This is a genomic window from Rhizobium sp. CNPSo 3670 (assembly GCF_057784555.1).
In genome coordinates this window covers 38,658-61,704 of the sequence record NZ_JBXSOL010000001.1, presented here as the reverse complement: position 1 = coordinate 61,704, position 23,047 = coordinate 38,658, and the positions used below count along the sequence as shown (strand labels likewise).

Sequence of the window (23,047 nt, the reverse complement as noted above, 5' to 3'; positions counted from 1 at the left end):
AGTGGTTTTTGCCGTCCGAGAAAAGAGACTCTCGGCTCACCCGACATTGTGCCCGCGCAGGCTTGTGTTGAGAAGGCTGCGGATGCGCGAGGCGATCGTCGCGCTCACCTCTTTGCGATTGCTGTCGGCGCGGTATTCCACCGCCTCGCCGAAGGAAACTTCCGCGTCGATGGCGCCGCATCTGAGGATGTCGATCAGATGCGGCAGGAGCTCGATATCCCCCGGCCAGGCAGCGAGCGGCCGGTGGTAGCGCCCCATCGGAATGCCATGCACCCTGGTATAGGCAACGGCCACCGGCTGCACCACGACGGTTCCCGTCGGCGAATAAGGCACCGCCATCGCGGCAGCGCCGAACAGCGACGACTTGACCTCAAGCAACCGGTTGCCGTCCGAGGTCGTGCCCTCCGGAAAAAGCACGACGATTTCCCCGTCGGCCATGCGCCCGGCGATCTCATTTGCCTGATGGCCGGTCTTGCGCCTTTCCTCGCGCACGACGAACACGCTCTTCTGCAGCTTGGCGAGCGTGCCGAAGATCGGCCAGTCTCTGACCTCGATCTTGGCAATGAAAGCGACGTCGGCGACGGCCGACATGACCATGATGTCAAGCCAGGACGAATGGTTGGAGCAGAGCATCAGCGGTCGGCGGTCTTCCAGCCTGCCCGTCACCCGGACGCGGATGCCGAGACAATAACAGATGATACGGTGCCAGACGCGCGGAAGTCTGCGGCGCAGCCGCCAGTCGAAACGCAGGGCCAACAGCTGCAGCGGCATGAGCACGATGCTGACGGCAAGGATCACGACCGCAGCGAAGGCAATGCGCAGCCAGGCGATCAAATGCGGCACTCCCGGGCGGCCATCGCTTCAGAGATCTTCCTTCTTCAACGGAATGCCGTAGAGCTCCAGGCGGTGGTCGACCAGCTGGAAGCCGTGCTCGCGGGCGATGCGCTCCTGCAGCGCCTCGATCTCAGGTGAACGGAATTCGATGACCGTGCCGGTCTTCAGGTCGATGAGATGGTCATGATGCTCTTCCGGCACCGTTTCGTAGCGCGAGCGCCCGTCGCGGAAATCGTGGCGGGCGATGATGCCGGCATCCTCGAACAGCTTGACGGTGCGATAGACCGTGGAGATCGAGATTTTCGCGTCGACCTTCACAGAACGGCGGTAAAGCTCTTCGACGTCGGGATGGTCTTCGGATTCTTCGAGGATGCGCGCGATCACGCGGCGCTGCTCGGTCATGCGCATGCCGCGTTCGGCGCAAAGCTCCTCGAGGGTCTTGGCTACGTCGGTCATGGCCCGCCTTCAAAAGTAATCGCGTTTCCACAATGCCTGCACGGCGTTTGCGCCGGTCCGCATGTCCTGCTCTGCCAGGGAACTATCGAAGAACGCGCTTCATGACAAGCGCCGTGGAAGGGGCGCCGTTTTCCTGCTTGTAGTAGCCCTGGCGCTCGCCGACCTTTTCAAAACCGAGCTTGCGGTAGAGGCCGAGTGCTGCCGTATTGCCGCTGTCGACCTCAAGAAACATGCTCTCGCCGCCACGCGCCCGCGCCTCGCGCATCGCCGCCTGCATCAGCCGCCAGCCCAGTCCGGCACGGGCGGCTTTCGCCTGCACGGCAATCGTCAGGATCTCGGCTTCGCCGGCGACTTGGCGGGCAAGGATAAAGCCGGGAAGCGGCTTTTTCAGGATGGCGTTGGTCTGGCGCGCGACGAAGCCGAAAACAGTCTCCTGCGACAGCAGGCTGTGGAATTCGCCGTCGCCCCAGGGCTGGGCCAAACGCTCGCCATGCAGGACGGCGACGTCGCGGCAATCCTCGCGCTCCATGGCGATGATTTCGAATTCCGGCTTCAGCGTCAGATAGGCTTCCAGCATGTCACACTCGTCGCGCAATCGCATATCCGGCCTGCGGCTTGGCATCCGGTCCGCGCAGATAGAGGGGCTTGGGCTTTCCGGCGTCGGCAGGGGCCGCAGCCCCCAGACGAGCGACAATCGAAATCGGAAAGACGTTGGGGTGGTCGCCGCCGGCGCCGGCCTTCAGGAGCGGCGTTGCCGAACCGGTGATTTCACCATCGAAGCCGGCGGCGAAAGCCTGGGCCTCGGCAACGCTTGCCGCCCGCGGTTGATCCAGCGGGGAACCATCGGCGGCGAAGGACTGGAGATAGATTTCGTCCCGCTTGGCGTCCATCGCCGCCAGCACGGCACGGCCGGGCGTCCTCGCACGCTGGGCTGATGCCATCACCTCGAGCGTGGTGACGCCGACGACGGGCACATTGAGGGAAAGCGCAAAACCCCGGGCTGCGGCAACGCCGACGCGGATGCCGGTAAACGAGCCGGGGCCGATGGTGACGGCAAGGCGGTCGACGTCAGAAAGTGTGACACCCGCCTGATCCAGCGCGCGATCGACGATCCCGATCAGATGTTCAGCATGCCCCTTGCCGATCATGTCCGATGCCTCCCCCAGCACCGTATTCCTGCCGCTGTCATAAACGGCGGCAGCGCAATCCACACCTGCCGTGTCGAGCGCCAGAACGATCATGCCATCAATTTCCGAATAAACTGTTTGCCGCCTAACCATAGACCCTCCGGCCGAACCTGAGATGAACGGCCGGAGCGAATTCGAAATTCTTAAGCGGCAATCACTTCCTGCACTTCGGGAACGAAATGGCGCAGCAGGTTCTGGACGCCGTGCTTCAGCGTCGCCGTCGAAGACGGGCAGCCGGAGCAGGAGCCTTTCATGTTCAGATAGACCTTGCCGTCCTTAAAGCCGCGGAAGGTGATGTCGCCGCCGTCCTGCGCGACGGCCGGACGCACGCGGGTCTCCAAAAGCTCCTTGATGGTCAGCACGATCGACTCGTCGCCTTCATCAAAGAACTCGTCCCCGGCATCGGCATCTTCGGAAAGGATGGAAGCATCACCCATGACCGGCTTGCCGGACATGAAATGCTCCATGATCGAGCCAAGGATAGCCGGCTTTAGATGCTGCCATTCGGCGTTGTCCTTGGAGACGGAAATGAAATCATAGCCGAAATAGACTCCCGTGACGCCAGGAATTTCGAACAGGCGGGCGGCGAGCGGCGAGGCTTCAGCCTCTTCGGCGCTGCGGAATTCGGCGGTGCCGTTTTCCATGACAACCTTGCCCGGCAGGAACTTCTGTGTGGCGGGGTTCGGCGTGGCTTCGGTCTGAATGAACATCTGGCTCTCCATGTGACAGGCTCGAGACCTCGGCCGTCTTTAGAATTCTTCCAAAGAAGATAAGCCCATTGCCCGACCTAATCAAGAGACTTGTACTCAAGAAATAGGCTCAGCAGAGGGCGTCGATTTCCTCATTGGTCAGCGTATCCGGCAGGACAGTGACCGGGATCGGAAACGCCGCCGCGCGTCCGGCGACCGACGAAACCAGTGGTCCGGGACCTTCCTTTGCCGAGCCGGCGGCAAGAACGAGGATCGCCACATCGCGGTCTTCTTCGATCACGGCGTTGATCTGCTCGGCGGCACTGCCTTCCCGGATGACGACCTCAGGCTCGATGCCGATCGTCTCGCGCACGATCTGGGCGATCTTGGCAACCGTTGCCTCGGCTTCCTCGCGCGCCTCGGCCCGCATGATCTCCTCGACGCCGAGCCATTGCTGGAAATCGCCGTTGGGGATCACATAGAGCAGCACCAGGCCGCCATTGGAATTCTTCGCGCGCCGGCCGGCATAATGAACGGCGCGCTGGCATTCGGGTGTCCCGTCGATCACCGCCATGAATTTTCGGCGGTGGCCTTCGAGCCGTGAGAGTCGCTTCGATACCATGGGGCGGACTCTGACACCCGAAGCGGAAAAATTGCAAGCGCAGTTTTTGGCGCTTCTGCCTCTGGGGATTCCCTTGCTCCCCGAAGGACAGGGGCATTGTCTCAGTACAGGAAGCCGATGACGTCGCGCACCTGCTTCATCGTCACTTCGGCGCGCTCCCTGGCGCGTTCGCCGCCCTTGCGCAGGATCGCGTCGATATGGCTGGTATCGTCCATCAGCCGGCGCATCTCGCCGGTGATCGGCGCCAGCACATGGATGGCGAGATCGACCAGCGCCGGCTTGAAGACGGAGAATTGCTGGCCGCCGAATTCGGTAAGCACCTCGGCCTTCGATTTGTCGGCGAGCGCGGCATAGATCGCCACCAGATTGTCGGCTTCCGGACGGCCCTGGAGCCCGTCGACCTCGCTCGGCAAACCGTCCGGATCGGTCTTGGCCTTGCGGATCTTCTTCGAGATCGCCTCTTCGTCGTCCATCAGATTGATGCGCGAGAGGTCGGAAGGATCGGATTTCGACATTTTCTTGGTGCCGTCGCGAAGCGACATGACGCGCGGCGCCGGTCCGCCGATCAAGGGTTCGACCATCGGAAAATAGGCATGCACCGGCTCGTCGCCGACGGTGATGTTGATGCCGTAGCCGCTCTTGCGAATATGCTCGGCATAATCGAGGTTGAACTTCATCGCGATGTCGCGGGCAAGCTCCAGATGCTGCTTCTGGTCCTCGCCGACTGGCACATGGGTGGCGCGGTAGACGAGAATGTCGGCGGCCATCAGGCTTGGATAGGCGTAGAGGCCGAGCGAAGCCTGCTCGCGGTCCTTGCCGGCCTTGTCCTTGAATTGCGTCATGCGGTTCATCCAGCCGATGCGCGCGACACAGTTGAAGATCCAAGCAAGTTCCGCATGCTGCGGCACGGCCGACTGATTGAAGACGATGTGCTTTTCCGGATCGATGCCGGCGGCGATGAAGGCAGCGGCGATCGAGCGCGTCTGGCTCGGCATGTCCTCGTGCACCAGCTGGGCGGTGAGTGCATGCATATCGACGACGCAGTAGATGCAGTCATTGCCTTCCTGCAGCGCCACGAAGCGGCGGATCGCACCGAGATAGTTGCCGAGATGCAGATTGCCGGTCGGCTGCACGCCGGAGAATACGAGTTTCTGGAATTCGCTCATGTCGTCCTCAATAGGCTGGTGGAGGGCCCCAGGGCTGTTCGCCCATGTTGCTAACGCCGCGGCTTATGCACGGGCAACCCGTCGCAATCAAGTGGTTCGGGCTGCGGCATGCTGGATCAGGTCGAAGGTGTTGCCGTAAGGATCCGTAAAGACGGCGACCGTGCCGTAGACCTCATGCCTGGGCTCCTCCAGAAAGCGCACACCGGCGCCGAGCATCGCGGCATAATCGCGGGCGAAATCGTCGGTCTTCAGGAAGAAGCCGACGCGGCCACCCGTCTGGTTGCCGATCGCCGCGCACTGCGTCTGGTTTGCCGCCTGCGCCAGCAGAAAGGCTGCGCCATCCCCGCCTTTCGGCTTCACGACCACCCAGCGTTTGCCCTCAGGCTGGGGCTCGTCCTGAAGGCAATCGAAACCGAGGGTGCCGCAATAGAAGCCTTTGGCGCGGTCGTAATCGTCGACGACGAGCGTGACGAGAAAAAGAGACTGGACGGTCATGTGATCTCCCATGTTTGGATGTTTATTCCATCTAGAACGCGAAGGATGCTCACTTTTAAGCCGAATTGATCAGCGTCCTTAGTTCAAATTGAGTATAAAATTTCACAGAAAAGCTTTTATTGAACTGAAAATCCTCTCCGCACACTGGCGGCCCGTCAGTCGCCAGGCCAACCGCCCGGAGGGGACCATGCAGAACACCCGTTTGCTCGTCATGGCAGGCCTTTTCGCCCTACAATCCGCAACCGACGGCGTCGGTCAAGACAGCAAGAGACCGGCCGTTCATCTTCCCAAGCATGAGACGCGACTCGCCTATGCGGTTCAGACCGTCAGCGTGCGCGCCGGCTGTTTTCCAGAGCGCCTGCGAGCGATCCTCTCGCATATCGCCGCAAAGACCGGACGCCGCCCGATCGTTACCTCCGGCCTCCGGCCACATCCCCGCCGTCATGGCTCCCTGCATGGAAAATGCCTGGCGGCCGATATCCGGGTGCCGGGCCTCTCGGAACGAACCATCATTGCTGCCGCCAAGACAGCTCCAGGCATCGGCGGCATCGGCAGCTATTGCAACGGCATCATTCATGTCGATGTCGGCCCGCAACGGCGATGGGTCGATTGCTAAGCGAGAGAGCAAGGTTTGCGAGGGGTGTGCCACGGCGGTCAGGTTTGCGCCGGCTACTTTTGCCCCTCACCGTAGCCCTCTCCCCCTAAACGGGGCAAGGGGACGTGCCTACGAGAGGCCTGAGAGAGGCGCGGCGGCGCGGCAAGTCCCTTCTCCCCGTCAGAACGGGGCGAAGGTGGCGGCAGCCGGATGAGGGGCTTTCTCGGCAATCAACTAGCTTTGTGCATCCTTCGCCGGCACCGGCTTGCGGTTCAGATTGCGCCGAATCATGCCGAGGTCGGCTCCGCCGATCAGGAAGGCGGCGGCAAAATAGATGAGCATTGCGATTGCGATCAGCAGCCCCAGCGTACCGACCTTGGTCAAAAGCGGCGCGCCGGAGGCGAGCCACGGCGCCCAATATTGCTTGAGGAAGACGATTGCCGCGCCCATGACGGCCGAGGCGACGATCAGCAGGGCGGCGCGTTTTGCCAGCGCCCATTCCCAGGTCAGATGGCCGCGGCGCAAAAGCGTGGTGAACAGCAAAAGCGTGCTGATCCAGCCGGCGGTGGCTTCGGCGACGGCGATGCCGGGCGCGCCCATAAAGGGGAAGAGGGTCAGCGCCGTTGCGCAGTTGGTCCCCACTGCGATCGCCGAGAAGCGCATCGGCGTCTTGGTGTCCTCGCGGGCATAAAAGCCCGGCTGCAGCGCCTTGATCAACACAAACGCGGGCAGGCCGATGCCGTAGATCGCCAGGATCGAGCCGACGACGGCGGTGTTTTCCTGATGAAAGGCGCCACGTTCGTAGAGCACGCGGATGATTTCGTCGGAGAGGATCCAGAGCGCGAAAGCGGCGGGGATGGTCAGGAACAGCACGAATTCGATCGAGCGGTTCTGCAGGTTTGCCGCTTCGCGCAGCGCTCCGCCCTTCAGCGCCCGGGCAAGCTCCGGCAGCAGCACCACGCCGACGGCGACGCCGACGACGCCGAGCGGCAGCTGATAGATGCGGTCGGCATACTGTAGCGCCGCAATCGCGCCGTCGCGGGAGGAGGCGATCGCCTGGCCGATCAGCTGGTTGATCTGAGTGATGCCGCCTGTCACGGCGGCGGGCACCGCAAGGATTAGCAGCCGCTTGACATTCGCAGTCATCTTCGGGAAGCGCAGGCCGATGCTCATGCCGGCTGCCAGCACGCCGACATAGACGACGGCGAGTTGCAGCACGCCGGCGGCAAGAACGCCCCAGGAGAGATACCAGGCCGTCGCGAGCGGATCGGCGCCGGTATAGAGCGAATAAAACAGCGCTCCGATCATCACCACGTTGAGGAAGACGGGGGCGATGGCGGCGGCGAAGAAATGATGCAGCGAATTCAGCATGCCGCTCATCATCGCCGTCAGCGACATGCACATCAGATAGGGAAACATCACGGCCGCCATGCGGATCGTGATCGAGAATTTCTCGGCATCGTCGGCAAAGCCCGGCGCGATGATGAAGCGCACCAAGAGCGGCATGGCAAGCTCCATCACGATGGTGATGAGGAGCAGCACCGAAAACAACACGCCGAAGACTTCTTCCGAAAAGCGCTTGGCGCCATCCGTGCCGTTCGCCTCGATCTCCTTGGCAAAGAGCGGCACGAAGGCGGCGTTGAAGGCGCCTTCGGCAAACAGCCGGCGGAAGAGGTTCGGAAAACGGAAGGCGGCGTAGAAGACGTCGGCCATCGGCCCGGTGCCAAGCGCCGCTGCCATCAGCGTTTCACGGGCGAAGCCGAAGATGCGGCTGCCGAGAGTGGCGCCGCCGACGGTCGCGAATTTCTTGACGAGGCTCATGCTTTGGGGCTCATGCGGGGGAATCGGCTTTCTTTTCGGCTGCGGGCGATGTTCGGGTGGCGGCGGGCGCGATGATGCCGGAGGGCATGCGCTCGCGCAGCTCGTCCTGCTCCTCCGCCATCACGGCCTTCATGCGGGCGGTGATATTGGCGCGCTTGCTGTCGCCCGATATCTTCTGACCCACGAGGTCGGTGACGTAGAAGGTGTCGATTACCTTCTCGCCGAAGGTGGTGATGCGCGCCGACTGGATATCGAGCGACAGATCGGAGAGCACGGCAGTGATCTCCGACAGCAGGCCCGGCCGGTCGAGGCATTCGACCTCGATGACCGTGAACTTGTTCGACAGGCTGTTGGTAATGTTGACCGAAGGCGGAATGTCGAAAGCCTTGCTTTTCTTGCGGTTACGCGTGCGCGTGGCGATAACCTCGGGCAGGCGCTTGCGGCCGGACAGCACGTTCTCGATCATCCGCCCGATCGTGCCGGCGCGGCGCAGTTCGTCGGCATCATCGGCAAATTCGCGGCTGACATGGATCGTATCGAGCGCCCGTCCGTCCGAGGTCGTGAAGATCTGCGCGTCGACGATGTTGGCGCCGGCCGCAGCACAGGCGCCGGCAATGACGGCGAGCAGCCGGGGGTGGTCGGGCGACAGCACGGTGATCTCAGTGATGGCGTGGAAACTGTCGGTGCGCACCATCGTGGCTAGCGCCTGGCCCGCCTTGTCGGCCTGGCGGATGAAATCGGCGTGGCGGAGCTGGTCTTCCAACGGCACCGAGAGCAGATATGGCTGGTAATGCAGCTTGGTATAGGTGTTGCGGTCCTTCTGGCTCCAGTCGGATAGGGCGCCGCGCAACGCCTCGGCGGCGGCGTGGGCCCGCTCCTTGCGGGACACCTCCGAAAAGCCGCCGGCCAGCAGCAGCTCGGTCTCGTAATAGAGCGTGCGCAGAAGCTGGCCCTTCCAGCCGTTCCAGACGCCCGGGCCCACGGCGCGAATGTCGCAGATCGTCAGGATCAGAAGCATCTTCAGCCGGTCGAGCGACTGTACGCGGTCGGCAAAATCGATAATGGTCTTGCGATCGGTGAGGTCGCGGGTCTGCGCCACCATCGACATCGTCAGATGTTCCTCGATCAGCCAGACCACGAGTTCCGTCTGCTTCTGCGAGAGGCCGAAGCGGGCGCAGAGCTTGCGGGCGACGCGGGCGCCGGCAATCGAATGATCCTCCTGGCGGCCCTTAGCGATGTCATGGAGGAGAACGGCGAGATAGAGCGCCTCGCGGTCCTCGATTCCCGAGATCAGCTTGTTGGCGAGCGGATGCAGTTCCTCCGCTCGTGAATTGTCGATCTCCGAGAGAACTTCGACGGTGCGGATCAGATGCTCATCGACCGTATAATGATGATACATGTTGAACTGCATCATCGCGACGATCTTGCCGAAATCGGGGATGAAACGGCCAAGCACGCCGGCCTCGTTCATCCGGCGCAGGATCAGCGCCGGGTCACGTTTCGACGTCAGGATCGACATGAAGAGGCGGTTCGCCTCGTCGTTTTCCCTTAAGCTGTTGTCGATCAGGGCGAGTGAGCGGGTGACGCGTTTCAGCGCATCCGGATGGAATTCCAGCCCGGTGATGTCGGCGACGTGGAAGAGCCTGAGGATGCTGACCGGATCGCGCTTGAAGACATCGGCGTCGGCAAGAGCGATGCGGCCGCGGTCTTCGACGAATTCTACGCTGCCGGCAATCTTGCGGGTGCGATGGGTAAAGCGACTGATGACGCCGGTGAGACCCGGGATCGACTTCGCCTGCTGGTCTTCGAGTGCGGCGCACAGAATGCGCGTGAGATCGCCGACATCCTTGGCCACGAGGAAATAGTGTTTCATGAAGCGCTCGACCGCCGAAAGGCCGGGGCGGGTGTGATAGCCGAATGCCTCGGCGATCTCGCGCTGGATGTCGAAGGACAGACGTTCCTCGGCCTTGCCCGTCAGGAAGTGCATATGGCAGCGCACGGCCCAGAGAAAATCATCCGCCTTCTGCAGAAGGCGATATTCGTGTTTCGACAGAACGCCGAGCTTGATCAGCTCCGCCTGGTCGCGCACGTGGTAGTAATATTTCGAGATCCAGAACAGCGTGTGCAGGTCGCGGAGCCCGCCCTTGCCTTCCTTGACGTTCGGCTCGACGAGGTACCGCGTGTCACCCGCCTTGCGGTGGCGCTCGTCGCGTTCTGCTAGTTTGGCGGCGATGAATTCAGGCCCGGTTCCAGTGACGATCTCCTTGTCGAAACGGGCTTCGAGCTCGGTTTCCAGCCGCTGCAGGCCGCAAATATAACGCATCTCGAGGATCGCGGTACGGATCGTCATGTCCGACCTGGAAAGCGCGATGCATTCCTCCACCGTGCGGGTGGCGTGGCCAACCTTGAAGCCCATGTCCCAGAGCACGTAGAGCATGAATTCGACCGCCTTGTGCGTCTCCTCCGCCGGCCGCGGCGGGAAGAGGAAGAGCAGGTCGATATCGGAGCCCGGCGCCAGCGTGTCGCGGCCATAGCCGCCGACGGCGGTGACCGCGAATTTGTCCTTCTGCAGCGGGAAGATATGGGTGGTGGCGAAATTATAGAGGACGGTGATGATCTGGTCCTGCAGCCAGGAAATCCGATAGGCGCAATTGAGACCGCTTCCGTCGGCGGCAAGGGCCGCGCGCGCCTTCTGCCGGCCGTCCGTGCTCGCCCTTTTCAGCGCCGCGAGAAGATCGGCGCGCATGATGTCGGGCCGGTTTCGATTGGCTTCGGCAACGGCTTCACACTGCTTCTGCAGGAGTTCGGCGTCGAGGATCTCCGAGAAATCGAGGTTGCGCGTCGCGCTCACAGGGGCTGTTTCCTGTTCATGCCGGGCTGCCTGATCGGGGCTCGCCTCACGTTTCGTCTGCATGCGCTATAACCTCTTTGCCCGGCGATTGACACGGGCCTTCATACTGCAAGAACCTTTAAATTTGGCGAAATGGTGTTGCCAATACCGCGATGCGGGACGCTCTGCCGCAAACCTTCCGTAAAGTCTCAGTCAGCGGCCTGCGCATGCAGCGAATACAGCACCTGCCGGGTCTCGCGCTGGATCTCCTCGAGCGTCGCCCTGTCGCACTCGCGGTAGCCCGCCTTGGCAATCGACGTTCCGAGTTCGGATATCATAGCGCAGGAGCGGGTGATTTTCAGCAGGCCGATCGGCGATGTCCAGCCGCGGGCGTTGCGATCTTTGTCGGCGCGCCGCATCGTGTCGAGCATGGAGCAGATGAGCGAGAGGCGCTCGGTTTCGCGAACCAGCTTCTCCATGAACATGGACTGCGCTCCTATTTCAGCTTTTTCTTGAGATCGTAAAGCGCATCCAGCGCCTCGCGCGGCGTCATGTCGTCGAGGCTCATCGCCTTCAGCGCCTCCTCGACCTTCGATGGGCCGCGAGAAGTGTCTTCTCGCCTCACCGCCACCTGGAAGAGCGGCAGATCGTCGATCAGCTGGCTCGCCGGGTTCTTGCGGTCGGCATCTTCGAGGCGGGTGAGCACGTCGCGGGCCCGCGCCACGACCGAGGCCGGAAGCCCGGCGAGGCGGGCGACCTGGATGCCGTAGGAACGGTCGGCCGCACCCGGCCCGACCTCGTGGAGAAAGATGACATCGCCGTCCCATTCCTTGACGCGCATCGTGGCGTTCGATAGCCGGCCAAGCTTTTCCGACAGCACGGTCAGCTCGTGGAAATGCGTGGCGAAGAGGCCGCGGCAGCGATTGGCCTCATGCAGGTGCTCGACGGCGGCCCAGGCGATCGACAGACCGTCGAAGGTGGCGGTGCCGCGGCCGATTTCGTCGAGGATGACGAGGGAGCGGTCGCTCGCCTGGTTGAGAATGGCAGCCGTTTCCACCATCTCGACCATGAAGGTGGAGCGTCCGCGCGCCAGATCGTCGGAGGCGCCGACGCGCGAGAACAGACGGTCGACGACGCCGATATGGGCCGATGTCGCCGGCACGAAGGAGCCCATCTGCGCCAGGATCGCGATCAAGGCGTTCTGGCGCAGGAAGGTCGATTTGCCGCCCATGTTCGGGCCGGTCAGCAGCCAGATCGCCCCATCCTTGTCGCCGGTCTTCGGCGACAGATCGCAATTGTTGGCGACGAAGGGGCCGCCCGCCTGCCGGCGCAGCGCCTGCTCGACGACCGGATGGCGCCCGCCTTCGATCGCAAACATTTTCGAGCCGTCGACCTGCGGTCGGCAATAGGCCTGCTCTTCGGCAAGCAGCGCCAGGCCTGCGGCGACGTCGATCACGGCAAGCGCCCGCGCACCCGCCTTGATCGCCTCGGCTTCCGCCACTACGGCGGCAGTCATCCTGTCGAAGGCGTCGAGTTCGATCGTCAGCGCCCGGTCTGCGGCGTTGGCGATACGGCTTTCGAGATCGGCAAGCTCGGTGGTGGTGAAGCGCATGGCGCTCGCCATCGTCTGGCGATGGATGAAGCGGGCCTTCGCCTCCGCCGTCTCCGTCATCGGGGCGGCATTGCCGGCGGTCACCTCGATGAAATAGCCGAGGATATTGTTGTGCTTGATCTTCAGCGACCGGATGCCGGTTTCCTCGGCATATTGCAGTTGCAGTCCGGCGATGACGCGGCGTGACTGGTCGCGCAGCGCCCGAACCTCGTCAAGCTCGGCGCTCGCGCCATCGCGCAGGAAACCGCCGTCTCGTTTCAACAGCGGCAATTCATCGGCGAGCGTCTCGGCGAGCACTTCGTACAGCGGCGCGGGAAGCGCTTTCAGGCCGGACAGCGCCTCGCCGAGCTCATCAGGCAGCATGGCGGTTGCGAGCATCTCCGCAACACCCTTGGCGGCTTGCAGCCCCTGGCGAATCGCAGCGAGATCGCGTGGCCCGCCGCGGTCGAGCGCCAGGCGGGAGAGCGCGCGCGGCATATCGGGCACATGTTTCAGCGTGTCGCGCAGCCTGCCGCAGAGCGAGGGCTCCTCGATCAGGAAGCCGATCGAATCGAGTCGCGCATTGATGCGGGCAGGATCGGTGAGCGGCGACATCAGCCGCTCGGCCAGAAGCCGTGCGCCGCCGCCGGTGACGGTGCGGTCGATCGCCTTCAGGAGCGAACCGTTGCGATCTCCCGACAGAGTTCGGGCAAGCTCCAGATTGGCGCGGGTGGCCGGGTCGATGAACAGCGTTGAAGCGGCGCTTTCCCGCTCCGGCTTGCCAAGCGGGGGCCGCTCGGCGATCTGCGTCTTCTCGACATAGGCGACGGCGGCTGCGGCCGCCGCCAGCTCGGCGCGCGAGAAGCTGCCGAAGCCGTCAAGCGTCGAGACGCCGAAATAGCGTGCGATCCGGCCTTCGGCGCTGGCGCTGTCGAAGAGCACGGAAGGCTGTGGCACCGCCGTGCGGCCAAGCACGTCGAAGACCGGCTTGAGCTCGGCATCGTGGAAGATCGTGTCGGGCAGGATCAATTCGCGCGGATCAATGCGCAGGATATCGGCAAGCAGCCGCGAGGCTTCCGTCTCGGCAAGCCGGAAGACGCCGGTGGAAATATCGATCCAGGCGAGCGCCAGCTGCGGCTCGGCGCCGCCGCGGATGCGGGCAAGCGCCATCAGATAGTTGGATTCCGAGGGTGAAAGCAGCTTCTCCTCGGTGATCGTGCCGGGCGTGACGAGGCGGATCACGTTACGCTTGACGACCGATTTGCCACCGCGTTTTTTCGCTTCGGCCGGATCCTCGATCTGTTCGCAGACGGCCACCCGGAAGCCGAGCGAAATCAGCTTCTGCAGATAGTCGTCGGCCGCATGCACGGGCACGCCGCACATCGGGATATCCTGGCCCATGTGCTGGCCGCGCTTCGTCAGCGTGATGCCGAGTGCGCGGGAGGCTTCCAGCGCATCCTCGAAGAAGAGCTCGTAGAAGTCGCCCATGCGATAGAACAGCAGCGAACCCGGATTGTTCGCCTTGATCTCGATATATTGCTCCATCATCGGCGTCGCGGAGGCGCGGCTTTCCGCCGTGGCGAGCTCGGCAGCCGAAAAGGCTTCATTCCCAATGTCTATTCGTGCGTTCACGGAGGCGCAGTTTTTCCCAAAAAAACAGGTGCCAACCCTATCCGCGCGCCGCTATAGATGACAACTGCATTTGAGGAAGAGCGAAGCGTCGCCCACAGGACGTTGGAGGATTTATGCCCGATATTAATAAGAAGGACCGGCCGGTGACCTCGGTGACCGATCAGGAGGCGCTCGATTTTCACGCCATGGGCCGCCCCGGCAAGCTGGAGATCAACCCGACCAAGCCGATGGCGACCCAGCGCGACCTCTCGCTTGCCTATTCCCCGGGTGTCGCCGTTCCGGTCAAGGCGATCGCCGCCGATCCGCAGACTGCCTATGACTATACGGCGCGCGGCAACATGGTCGCCGTCATATCAAACGGCACTGCCATTCTCGGTCTCGGCAATCTCGGTGCGCTTGCCTCCAAGCCGGTCATGGAGGGCAAGTCGGTGCTCTTCAAACGGTTTGCCGACGTCGATTCCATCGACCTCGAAATCGATACGGAAAATGTCGACGAGTTCATCAACTGCGTCCGCTTCCTCGGCCCCTCCTTCGGAGGCATCAATCTCGAAGATATCAAGGCGCCGGACTGCTTTGTGATCGAGAGCCGGCTACGCGAGCTGATGGACATTCCCGTCTTCCATGACGACCAGCACGGCACGGCGATCATCGCCGCCGCCGGCCTGATCAACGCGCTGGAACTGACCGGCCGCGACCTGAAGACGACGAAGCTCGTCTGCAATGGCGCCGGCGCTGCGGCGATCGCCTGCGTCGAACTCATCAAGGCGATGGGCTTTGCGCCCGAAAACATCATCCTCTGCGATACCAAGGGCGTCATCTACCAGGGCCGCACCGAGGGCATGAATCAGTGGAAATCCGCGCATGCGGCAAAAACCGACGCGCGCACGCTCGAAGAGGCGATGAACGGCGCCGATGTCATTTTCGGCCTGTCGCAGAAAGGCGCCTTCTCGGCCGAGATGATCCGCTCGATGGCCGATCGGCCGATCATCTTCGCCATGGCCAATCCCGATCCCGAGATAACCCCCGAGGAGGTCGCCCGCATCCGCGACGACGCCATCATGGCAACGGGCCGCTCGGACTACCCCAACCAGGTCAACAACGTTCTCGGCTTTCCCTATATCTTCCGCGGCGCCCTCGATGTGCGTGCCTCCACCATCAACGACGCGATGAAGATCGCCGCCGTCAAGGCGCTGGCAAACCTTGCCCGTGAGGACGTGCCGGATGACGTGGTCGCCGCCTACCAGGGCAACCGGCCGCGTTTCGGGCCGCAATATATTATTCCCGTTCCCTTCGATCCGCGGCTGATCTCGGCCATCCCGGTGGCTGTCGCGGAAGCCGCGATCGAAAGCGGCGTCGCCCGCAAGGTCATCACCGACATGGCCGGTTACGCACGCGAGCTTTCGGCGCGCCGCGATCCCATCGCTTCGACGCTTGCCAGCCTCTACGAACGTGTCCGCCGCCGCCCGAAGCGGATCGTCTTTGCCGAGGCCGAGGAAGAACAGGTGCTGCGCGCCGCCATGTCCTACGCCAACCAGCAGCTCGGCACCGCCATCCTGCTCGGCCGCGAGGATCTGATCCGGGCGACGGCGGAGCGCGCCGGCATCGACCTCAACCGGCCCGGCTTCGAAATCGTCAATGCCCGCATCTCCACCCGGGTCGAAGCCTATATCGATTACCTCTATGCCCGGCTGCAGCGGCGCGGTTACCTCCACCGCGATGCCCAGCGCCTGATCCACAACGACCGTAACCACTTCGCCGCCACGATGGTGGCGCTCGGCGACGCCGACGGCATGGTGACGGGCATCACCCGCAACTACTCCACCGCGCTCGAGGATGTGCGCCGCTGCATCGACGAGAAGCCCGGCCACCGCGTCATCGGCGTGTCGCTGGCGCTCTGCCGCGGCCGCACGGTCTTCGTCGCCGACACGGCGGTGCATGACATGCCGACCGCCGAAGAGCTTGCCGATATCGCCGAAGAGGCTGCCGGTCTCGCACGGCGCATGGGGTATCAGCCGCGCGTCGCCATGCTTGCCTATTCCACCTTCGGCCATCCCTCCGGCGAACGCTCCGAGCGGGTGCGCGAAGCGGTCAAGATCCTCGACCGGCGCCGCGTCGATTTCGAATATGACGGCGAGATGGCTGCCGATGTGGCGCTGAACCGCAAGGTGATGGAGCAATATCCCTTCTGCCGGCTCTCCGGCCCCGCCAACGTCCTCGTCATGCCGGCCTTCCACTCGGCCTCTATCTCGACAAAGATGCTGCAGGAACTCGGCGGCTCCACCGTCATCGGCCCGATCCTCGTCGGCCTCGACAAGCCGGTGCAAATCACTTCGATGGGCGCCAAGGACAGCGATATCGTCAACATGGCGGCGATCGCCGCCTATGGCGGGTCATAAGGCCATCTGCCCGCACAGCGAGATATTCAGTGACCAGGGAGATCGGCGAGATCAGCCCCTCATCCGCCTGCCGGCACCTTCTCCCCGCTTGCGGGGCGAAGGGGATATGCCGCGAACTCTCCGCCCCATCCACGGCTCGTGCGGCAAGTCCCCTCTCCCCGTCAGAACGGCGAGAGGGTTAGGGTGAGGGGCAGCACTGGCAATCTCCGCTTCGCCTGACTGCAATCAGCTTGCGAAGCGACCGGCGTCGGCGCCGTAGTAGTTCAGGTAGCGGTCGGAAATGCTGGAGATCGGCAGCACGATCAGCACGTCTGTCGTGTTGAAGGCATGATCGATGACGGCGCTGGAGCCGACCATTGCGCCGAGTCTGAGGTAGCCCTTGATCAGCGGCGGCAGGGCCATCAGCGCCCGCTTCGGGTTGACGGCCTCGGCCGGCATCAGATCCATGTTGCGGGCGAGATGCGGCAGTGCGCCGATGGCCCATTCGTCTTTCGCCAGCACATTGTGGTAGAGGAAGGACAGCGCCAGTGCGTGGCTTTCGAGATAGACGCCGGGGAACGAGGCGCAGCCGAACATGGCGCTCATGCCGTGCTTCAATGCATAAGCCCAGTTGCCCTGCCAGAGAAGCTCAACGGTGCGTTTGGTGCGGTATTCCGGCAGCACGCAGGAACGTCCGAGTTCCATGAAACGCTTGTCCGGATGCCTGGCGAGGAGGCTCTCGATTTCGAATTCGGAAGCCGAATAAAAACCGCCATTGGCGATCGCGACATCCTGGCGCAGCAGCCGGTAGGTGCCGACGATCTGATCTTCTGGATCACCTTCGAGCGAGCGGTCGAGAACGAGAAGATGGTCGCAGACAGCGTCATAGGCATCGAAATCGCGTTCGCGCCGCATGGCTTCCGGCGGCAGCTGCGCCTTCATTTCTTTGACGAATACGCGGTAGCGCACGGCCTGGGCCGCATCGATCTCGCGTGCCGTGCGGGCAAGGCGGGTTTCGAGATTGCCGATCCGGCCGAGGATGTCGCCGTCTTGCTGCGCAGCCGTCGACGGCCGTGCAGCCTCCGCGGTAACGTCACAATTCAGGATGTCGATGGAGGACATGGCGATTCTCCCGTTGCCGGCTTATCGACGCCATAAAACACTTCTGTGCGACAGGAAAGTGACATATTGAATTTCCCGGCGCAAGCAGCCTGCGCAGTCAATTCAGCGACCTACCGCGCTTCTGCCCTTCGGGCGGAAAGGGCGGCGACCGCCTGAACTTCCGTCAGCAGCCGCACCGGATCGACCGGCTTTACCATGACGCGGTTGGCGCCATTGAGCAAGACCTGGCGACGCGACTCGTCGCTCTTGTCGGCGGTGAGCACGATCACCGGCACCGGGTCAAGATCGAGCCGCCTTTCGTGGCCGCGCAGCCGCCCCAGCATGTCGATGCCGTTGCCGCCGGGCATCGACAGATCGCTGATGATGATGTCTGGCCGCGCGCTCGCCTCGCCGAGCGCGCAATCGAGGAGTGTGTCGAAATCCTCGACATGGTGCACCTTGTGTCCTCCCTTTTCCAGGACGACGCGCACCAGCATCGCATTGATCGGATCGTCCTCACCGAGCAGGATGTGCAGGCCGTGTGCGGCAACCACGGTCTCGGCCATCGGCGGGCCGAAACCCGGCTGGTTGTCGTTCAGCGCGTCGCGCTTCTCCATGCCGCGCATGCGTCCGCGCAGCACATCGATCAGCGACTGTTCGCGCAGAGGCCGGATGAGCCAGGCATCGAACAGGTCGAGCGGATGGGCGCTGCGCTCTTCGGGATTGACGAGCAGGACCTTGCGCAGGCCAAGGGCAGCGATTTCGGCGCGATCGGCGAGATGCGCTGAAAATTCCGCCGACATGCGATGATCGACGATAATATCGGTCGGCCGGCGGCTGCCGCTTGCCATTCCGAGCAGCTTCGCGCGCGCAGCCTCGCCGCTGTCGACAAGATGGCAGGTGCCGCCGAGCGCGGTGATCGTTTCGGCAATGGCGGAGCGGGCAGCCCCTGCCGGCGCCAGCAGCACGACGCTGTTGCCGGCAAGCAGCGTGTTTCGCCGCTCGGAGCGCTCGCTGTCGAGTTCAATGGGGAAGCGTATGGTGAATGTGCTGCCTTTGCCCTTTTCGCTGGTGACCGTCAAGGCGCCGTCGAATTCGCGCATGATGCGGGCGGAGATGGCAAGGCCGAGCCCGGTGCCGCCGCTCTTGTCGGCAACGTTTCCACCTTGTTCGAATTCGCCGAAGACGCGCGCCAGCTCCTCCGCCGTCATGCCCGGACCGGTGTCGGTGACGGTGATCAGCAGGTTGCCGGCATCGAGCGATACGCGGATGAAAACGCCGCCGGCCTGGGTGAATTTGACAGCATTGCCGATGACGTTGAACAGAACCTGGCGCAGCCGCGCCGCATCGAAGCTCATTTTCTCCGGAACGTCTGACGACACGGTGGCGCCGATCTCGATCCCCTTTTCATGCGCCCGGTGGGCGAGCATTTCGACGACGCTTTCCAGAAGCTTCCGCAGCGATTCCGAGCGCGGGTGAAGCTCGAAACGGCCGACTTCAATGGTGGAAAAATCGAGCAGATCCTCTACAAGCTGCGTCAAGGCGTGGCCGGATTGGCGGATGTTGGCGAGATAATTCTGCTGTTCCTGCGTCAGCCGCGTTTCCGCGAGCAGGTGCGTCATGCCGAGAATGCCGGAAAGCGGCGTGCGCACCTCGTGGCTGACGGTTGCAAGCAGTCGGGATTTCGCGGCGCTGTTATACTCGGCTTTCTGGCGGGCCGACTCGCGGCTCTGCGCGACGAGCCGCTCCTCCGTCACATCACGGGCAACACTCTGCAGCAGCAGGTGGCCGCTGCCCGGATCGCGGGTGACGACGTCGCGCCACAGGAAAATACGCTGGCCTTCCGGCGTCGATATCTCGACGTCGTAGCAGTGCGGGATCGGGCCGGGACGGAAGGCAATCCCGATCTCTTCGCAGGTCCGCCCTTCCGGGCGCAGCCGGCCGGTCAGACGGCGAAAGGTGTCGTTGGCCGAGATGATGCGACGGTCCATGGCACGGGTGAGGGTGATGTCGCCGAGCACGTCATGCACCTCGGCGAAGAGCTTCGCACCATCATCGCCGTTCGGAGCGGATCGACCGACGGGCTGCCTGTTTCTCTGCCGGCGTACCATCAGGACGGCGTAACAGGCGATGACGGCAAGGCCGAGAGCGACGAGACCGCCCGAAAGGAGCAACGGCTCGCCGGCATGGGCGAGCAGCGTCAGGACCATCGCGGCCAGAAAGCCGGCGCCGCTCAGCCAGTAGAACAGCAGGCGCCGCGTCGCTGCAGGCCCTGATAGGGAAGCAGCCCCCGTGCGCGCTGTCGATGCTCCGGGACGCGAAGAGGTTTCCTCCGTCCGCTCCTGATGCGGCTTGACGGCGGTTCCGCCGAAGGCGGCGGACAATCTTTCCTGCAACTGTCCCAGACTCTGCATGGTATCTGGATAACATGAGGCTTATTCCGAATGCCTTCAGGAATTCGATAAGATTTTAGCGGCCGGCCTTTTTCGGCAGCAGCAGCTCCTCGAGGATAACGCAGCCGGCGCCGATGGTGATGAAACTGTCGGCGAGATTGAACACGGCGAAAGACCAGCTTTCGGTGTAGAAGAGGATGTAGTCGATCACATGTCCGTAGGCGAAGCGATCGACAAGATTGCCGATCGCGCCGGCAATGATCAGCGCATAGCCTAGATGCGCGAGCCAGCGGTCTTTTGCCGTGCGGTACCACAGCCAGATGACGAAGGCGACGATGACGAGCCGCATGCCGACGATGATCCAGCCGTCCATGCCCTCCAGCATCGAAAAGGCGACGCCGAGATTATAGGTGCGGTAGAGCGCCAGCATCGGGATGACGGGAACGGCTTCCTGCAGCGGCAGGGTATGATCGACGGCGATCTTGACGACCTGGTCGATGAGAACGGCGAGAAGGATGAAAATCAGGATCGGCGCCGGGCGCGAAAACAGGGCGGGGCGTGCATGCGTCGGTTCGGTCATTTGCCCTCGGCAAGTGAAAGGAGATGGCGGCGCGCCTCGAAAAGCATGACGGCAGTGGCGACGGCGAGGTTCAGGGAGTCGGCGCGGCCCTGCTGCGGGATCCGCGCGAGCGCATCGGCCTCCCTGGCGAGCTGGTCCGGCAGGCCGGATTGTTCGTTGCCCATCAGGAGGACCGTGGGCTTCTTGCGGTAGTCGATCGTGCGATAGTCGACCGCGCCGGCCAGATGGGTGGCGACGATGGAAACGCCGGCCGATTTCCGCCAGGCCAGGAACTCCTCCGGCGTCGCCCGCGCGACTGGAACGGCGAAGACCGAGCCCATGGTTGCCCGCACGGTCTCCAGCGAGAAGGGATCGGTCGTCTCGCCGATGAGTATGATGCCGGCCGCGCCGGCCGCATCGGCCGTCCGGATGATGGTGCCGAGATTGCCCGGATCGCGCACGCGGTCGAGCGCCACCCACGTCTCACCCTCCTGCGGCCGGATGCCCTTGAGCGGCTTCCAGCGCTGCTCGAAGATGCCGACGACCATTTGCGGGTTGTCCCGCCGGGTGATCGCGGCAATCACCTTTTCGCTGACTTCGAGCACCAGCCCGCCCGAGGCGACGGTCCTTGCCGCCATCTGCTCGACCAGCGGCTTACCCTTGGCGGCCTTGGCATAGACCAGCGTGCGGATCGTCCAGCCGAGGTCGATTGCATCGATGACGAGCTTCAGCCCTTCGGCGAGGAAAGTCCCGCTTTCCTCCCGCGACTTCTTGTTGGTCAGCGCCTTGATGTCCTTGATGATCGGATTGGCGAGCGAGGTGACTTCCTTCACCTGCCCGACCCTGCGTGGCCCGTGATAGTTGAAGTCCTTGCTCATTGCGGCACCCAGCGCGAAAAGAGGGAGGTGGAAAGCGCGCGGCCCGGCGTTTTGCCGTCGAGGCCTGCCTCGCGGATCACCAGCTCGCCGGATTCGACCGCGCCGCCGGCGCCGCGCATCGTTTCGCGCATCAGTTCGTGGATCGAATAGAAGCTGGCGCGGATCGAATAGGCCGTCAGCACCAGGCCGACTGCCCTCGGGGCGAGGATTTCGCGGCAGACATCGAGCATCAGCGGCAGATGCTCGAAGAGATGCCAGACTTCGCCGTTGGGGCCGCGGCCGAATTTCGGCGGATCGGTGAGGATGATGTCGTATTGGCTGCCGCGGCGTTCCTCGCGCAGGATGAATTTCATCGCATCCTCGCAGATCCAGCGGATCGGCAGCTTCTCCATGCGCCCGAGCGCCTGGTTCTCGCGCGCCCAGCCGATCGCCTTCTTCGACGCGTCGACATGGGTGACCTCGGCGCCGGCAGCGGCGGCGACCAGCGACGCGACCCCGGTATAACCGAAGAGGTTCAGCACCTTCAGCGGTCGGCCGGCCTTTTCGACAGCCTCCTTCATCCAGCTCCAATGGACGATCTGTTCGGGAAAGACACCGACGTGACGGAACGAGGTGAAGCGGCCGAGGAAATCGACGCCGAGCAGGTTGAGCGGCCAGGTCTCGCCGAGCGCCTCTCTCGGGAAGCGCCAGCGGCCGGTGCCTTCCTCGTCGGTATCGCCGGTGAACACGGCATCCACCTTCTCCCAGATCTGCGGCGCCAGCGCAGGCCGCCACAGCGCCTGAGCTTCCGGGCGGATGATGCGGTAGGGGCCATATTGCTCCAGCTTCTGGCCGTCGCCGCTGTCGATCAGGTGAAAATCGCCGGCGCCGAGCGATTCGAGAATGACCGGCACGCGCTCCGCCGGCCGATCGCCGCTGCGCGTCATCAGCGGGCGCAAAACCGCAGCCGGCGTCGCACTCTCGCGAACCGTATCGCGTGTGGCCGCGGGACGTGCCACGGGCTTTGGTGCTCGGCCGGCCCGATCGTCCCTGCGGCTTTCACCGGCGGGACCTGATGTCTTCTTCTGGCCCGGCCGGCGTTCTCTTTGTTTCACGTGCTCTTCCGCGTCTCTGTCGGTTTTTTCGTCCTCTAGCCTAGAAGACTGCAGCGGATCAACTGGGCGCCGACCACGCCTGGACAGGTTCTCTTGTGGCGGCGCTCATTTCAAGCCCTCGGATGCGTGCGTGCGAAGCCAGCTTTCCGCCGCATAGAGGGCCGCGACATGCATCGATTGCATGATAACGGCGCCGGACCGCAGGTCGGCAAGGATATCGCCAAGATCTGCAAACAACATGTCGACTTTCTCACCAGGGTCGAAACGGGGTTCGCCCGATCTGTTCAAGCCAAACGCCAGCCAGCTCGTGACTATATTGCTGTGGTTGGCGGCATTCGGATAGGAGGTGAGCAGCTTGACGAAGGTCGAGGCGTCATAGCCGGTCTCTTCCCGCAGTTCGCGCCGCGCTGCCGCCATCGCCGCATCGCCGGCTTCGATGTCAGCGGGTTCGACGCCGCCGGCGACTAGACCGAGGACGATTTCGGCCCGGCCATGCCGGTACTCCCGCGTCAACAGCACGCGTCCGTCGGGCATCAGCGGGATGACGTTGATCCAATCGGGATAATCGAGCACATGGAACGGAGCGACGACGATCCCCTCGGCGGTAACGCAATCGTCGCTGCGAAGCCGGATCCAGCGATCCTCGTAGGTGATCCGGCTCGCCGTCACGCTCCAGGGTTTCAATTCGTCGCTCATCGTAATTCTTTCCGATAGAAGCCACCAGGTAAC

The 23,047-nt window shown here is 63.3% G+C and carries 20 protein-coding genes; 2 read left to right on the top strand and 18 right to left on the bottom strand.

The annotated features are described in order from the left end of the window. Positions 1 to 36: 36 nt before the first annotated feature. The 8 genes from olsA to AC13QO_RS00275 all read right to left on the bottom strand — a co-directional run bounded on the left by olsA (position 37) and on the right by AC13QO_RS00275 (position 5,449). On the bottom strand, positions 37 to 834 hold the full coding sequence (gene olsA, locus AC13QO_RS00310; protein WP_221157650.1) for a lyso-ornithine lipid O-acyltransferase: 798 nt from the start codon (positions 832 to 834) through the stop codon (positions 37 to 39). Positions 835 to 861: 27 nt separating this feature from the next. Then, a complete protein-coding gene (locus AC13QO_RS00305; protein ID WP_085776722.1) occupies positions 862 to 1,290 on the bottom strand; it encodes a Fur family transcriptional regulator in 429 nt (142 codons plus the stop codon). Positions 1,291 to 1,372: 82 nt separating this feature from the next. Continuing rightward, the gene (locus tag AC13QO_RS00300; RefSeq protein WP_488539642.1) at positions 1,373 to 1,867 is read right to left on the bottom strand and encodes a GNAT family N-acetyltransferase; all 495 of its coding nucleotides are present in this window, start codon (positions 1,865 to 1,867) and stop codon (positions 1,373 to 1,375) included. A gap of 1 nt (position 1,868) precedes the next feature. Further along, positions 1,869 to 2,531 (bottom strand): tRNA (adenosine(37)-N6)-threonylcarbamoyltransferase complex dimerization subunit type 1 TsaB, encoded by a 663-nt coding sequence (gene tsaB / locus AC13QO_RS00295; RefSeq protein ID WP_085776724.1) that lies wholly within the window; start codon positions 2,529 to 2,531, stop codon positions 1,869 to 1,871. 89 nt (positions 2,532 to 2,620) lie between these two features. After that, positions 2,621 to 3,187 carry a NifU family protein gene (locus tag AC13QO_RS00290; RefSeq protein ID WP_064693562.1) on the bottom strand — a complete coding sequence of 189 codons (567 nt, stop codon included), beginning with the start codon at positions 3,185 to 3,187 and terminating at the stop codon, positions 2,621 to 2,623. 109 nt (positions 3,188 to 3,296) lie between these two features. Next, the gene (locus AC13QO_RS00285) at positions 3,297 to 3,788 is read right to left on the bottom strand and encodes a universal stress protein (protein ID WP_011423764.1); all 492 of its coding nucleotides are present in this window, start codon (positions 3,786 to 3,788) and stop codon (positions 3,297 to 3,299) included. A 101-nt stretch (positions 3,789 to 3,889) separates the two neighbouring features. Next, positions 3,890 to 4,954 (bottom strand): tryptophan--tRNA ligase, encoded by a 1,065-nt coding sequence (gene trpS / locus AC13QO_RS00280; RefSeq protein ID WP_285191905.1) that lies wholly within the window; start codon positions 4,952 to 4,954, stop codon positions 3,890 to 3,892. 87 nt (positions 4,955 to 5,041) lie between these two features. Beyond that, positions 5,042 to 5,449 carry a VOC family protein gene (locus tag AC13QO_RS00275; protein WP_285191904.1) on the bottom strand — a complete coding sequence of 136 codons (408 nt, stop codon included), beginning with the start codon at positions 5,447 to 5,449 and terminating at the stop codon, positions 5,042 to 5,044. A gap of 187 nt (positions 5,450 to 5,636) precedes the next feature. Between AC13QO_RS00275 and AC13QO_RS00270 the strand changes: the two genes are divergently transcribed. Then, a complete protein-coding gene (locus tag AC13QO_RS00270; protein ID WP_488539641.1) occupies positions 5,637 to 6,065 on the top strand; it encodes a YcbK family protein in 429 nt (142 codons plus the stop codon). A 213-nt stretch (positions 6,066 to 6,278) separates the two neighbouring features. Here the strand turns inward: AC13QO_RS00270 and murJ are convergent, their stop codons facing one another. From murJ to mutS, 4 genes are all read right to left on the bottom strand, one after another. Then, entirely contained in the window at positions 6,279 to 7,865 is a 1,587-nt protein-coding gene (gene murJ / locus AC13QO_RS00265; RefSeq protein WP_285191902.1) for a murein biosynthesis integral membrane protein MurJ, read from the bottom strand. 10 nt (positions 7,866 to 7,875) lie between these two features. Then, the gene (locus tag AC13QO_RS00260; protein ID WP_488539640.1) at positions 7,876 to 10,779 is read right to left on the bottom strand and encodes a [protein-PII] uridylyltransferase; all 2,904 of its coding nucleotides are present in this window, start codon (positions 10,777 to 10,779) and stop codon (positions 7,876 to 7,878) included. 125 nt (positions 10,780 to 10,904) lie between these two features. Further along, positions 10,905 to 11,180 carry a hypothetical protein gene (locus AC13QO_RS00255; RefSeq protein WP_085776730.1) on the bottom strand — a complete coding sequence of 92 codons (276 nt, stop codon included), beginning with the start codon at positions 11,178 to 11,180 and terminating at the stop codon, positions 10,905 to 10,907. Positions 11,181 to 11,191: 11 nt separating this feature from the next. Further along, positions 11,192 to 13,918, bottom strand: coding sequence for a DNA mismatch repair protein MutS (mutS, locus tag AC13QO_RS00250; protein WP_488539639.1), 2,727 nt, complete (start codon positions 13,916 to 13,918; stop codon positions 11,192 to 11,194). Positions 13,919 to 14,031: 113 nt separating this feature from the next. On the opposite strand from mutS, the gene AC13QO_RS00245 reads away from it, so the two are divergent. Beyond that, entirely contained in the window at positions 14,032 to 16,314 is a 2,283-nt protein-coding gene (locus AC13QO_RS00245) for an NADP-dependent malic enzyme (RefSeq protein ID WP_488539638.1), read from the top strand. Positions 16,315 to 16,539: 225 nt separating this feature from the next. On the opposite strand, the gene olsB is transcribed toward AC13QO_RS00245, so the two are convergent. The 6 genes from olsB to AC13QO_RS00215 form a co-directional block, all read right to left on the bottom strand. Then, entirely contained in the window at positions 16,540 to 17,415 is an 876-nt protein-coding gene (olsB, locus tag AC13QO_RS00240; protein ID WP_285191898.1) for a l-ornithine N(alpha)-acyltransferase, read from the bottom strand. A gap of 110 nt (positions 17,416 to 17,525) precedes the next feature. Beyond that, the gene (locus tag AC13QO_RS00235) at positions 17,526 to 19,808 is read right to left on the bottom strand and encodes a hybrid sensor histidine kinase/response regulator (protein WP_488539637.1); all 2,283 of its coding nucleotides are present in this window, start codon (positions 19,806 to 19,808) and stop codon (positions 17,526 to 17,528) included. A gap of 55 nt (positions 19,809 to 19,863) precedes the next feature. Further along, positions 19,864 to 20,367, bottom strand: coding sequence for a signal peptidase II (lspA, locus tag AC13QO_RS00230; RefSeq protein WP_085776735.1), 504 nt, complete (start codon positions 20,365 to 20,367; stop codon positions 19,864 to 19,866). Next, the gene (locus tag AC13QO_RS00225) at positions 20,364 to 21,224 is read right to left on the bottom strand and encodes a TrmH family RNA methyltransferase (protein WP_488539636.1); all 861 of its coding nucleotides are present in this window, start codon (positions 21,222 to 21,224) and stop codon (positions 20,364 to 20,366) included. The genes lspA and AC13QO_RS00225 overlap by 4 nt, the downstream gene beginning before the upstream one ends. Next, positions 21,221 to 22,318 carry a class I SAM-dependent methyltransferase gene (locus AC13QO_RS00220; protein WP_488539635.1) on the bottom strand — a complete coding sequence of 366 codons (1,098 nt, stop codon included), beginning with the start codon at positions 22,316 to 22,318 and terminating at the stop codon, positions 21,221 to 21,223. Before AC13QO_RS00220 ends, AC13QO_RS00225 begins: the two co-directional genes overlap by 4 nt. Positions 22,319 to 22,423: 105 nt before the next feature. Then, positions 22,424 to 23,014: an NUDIX hydrolase gene (locus AC13QO_RS00215; RefSeq protein WP_183700505.1), complete on the bottom strand. Its 591-nt coding sequence runs from the start codon at positions 23,012 to 23,014 to the stop codon at positions 22,424 to 22,426. Positions 23,015 to 23,047 lie beyond the last annotated feature (33 nt).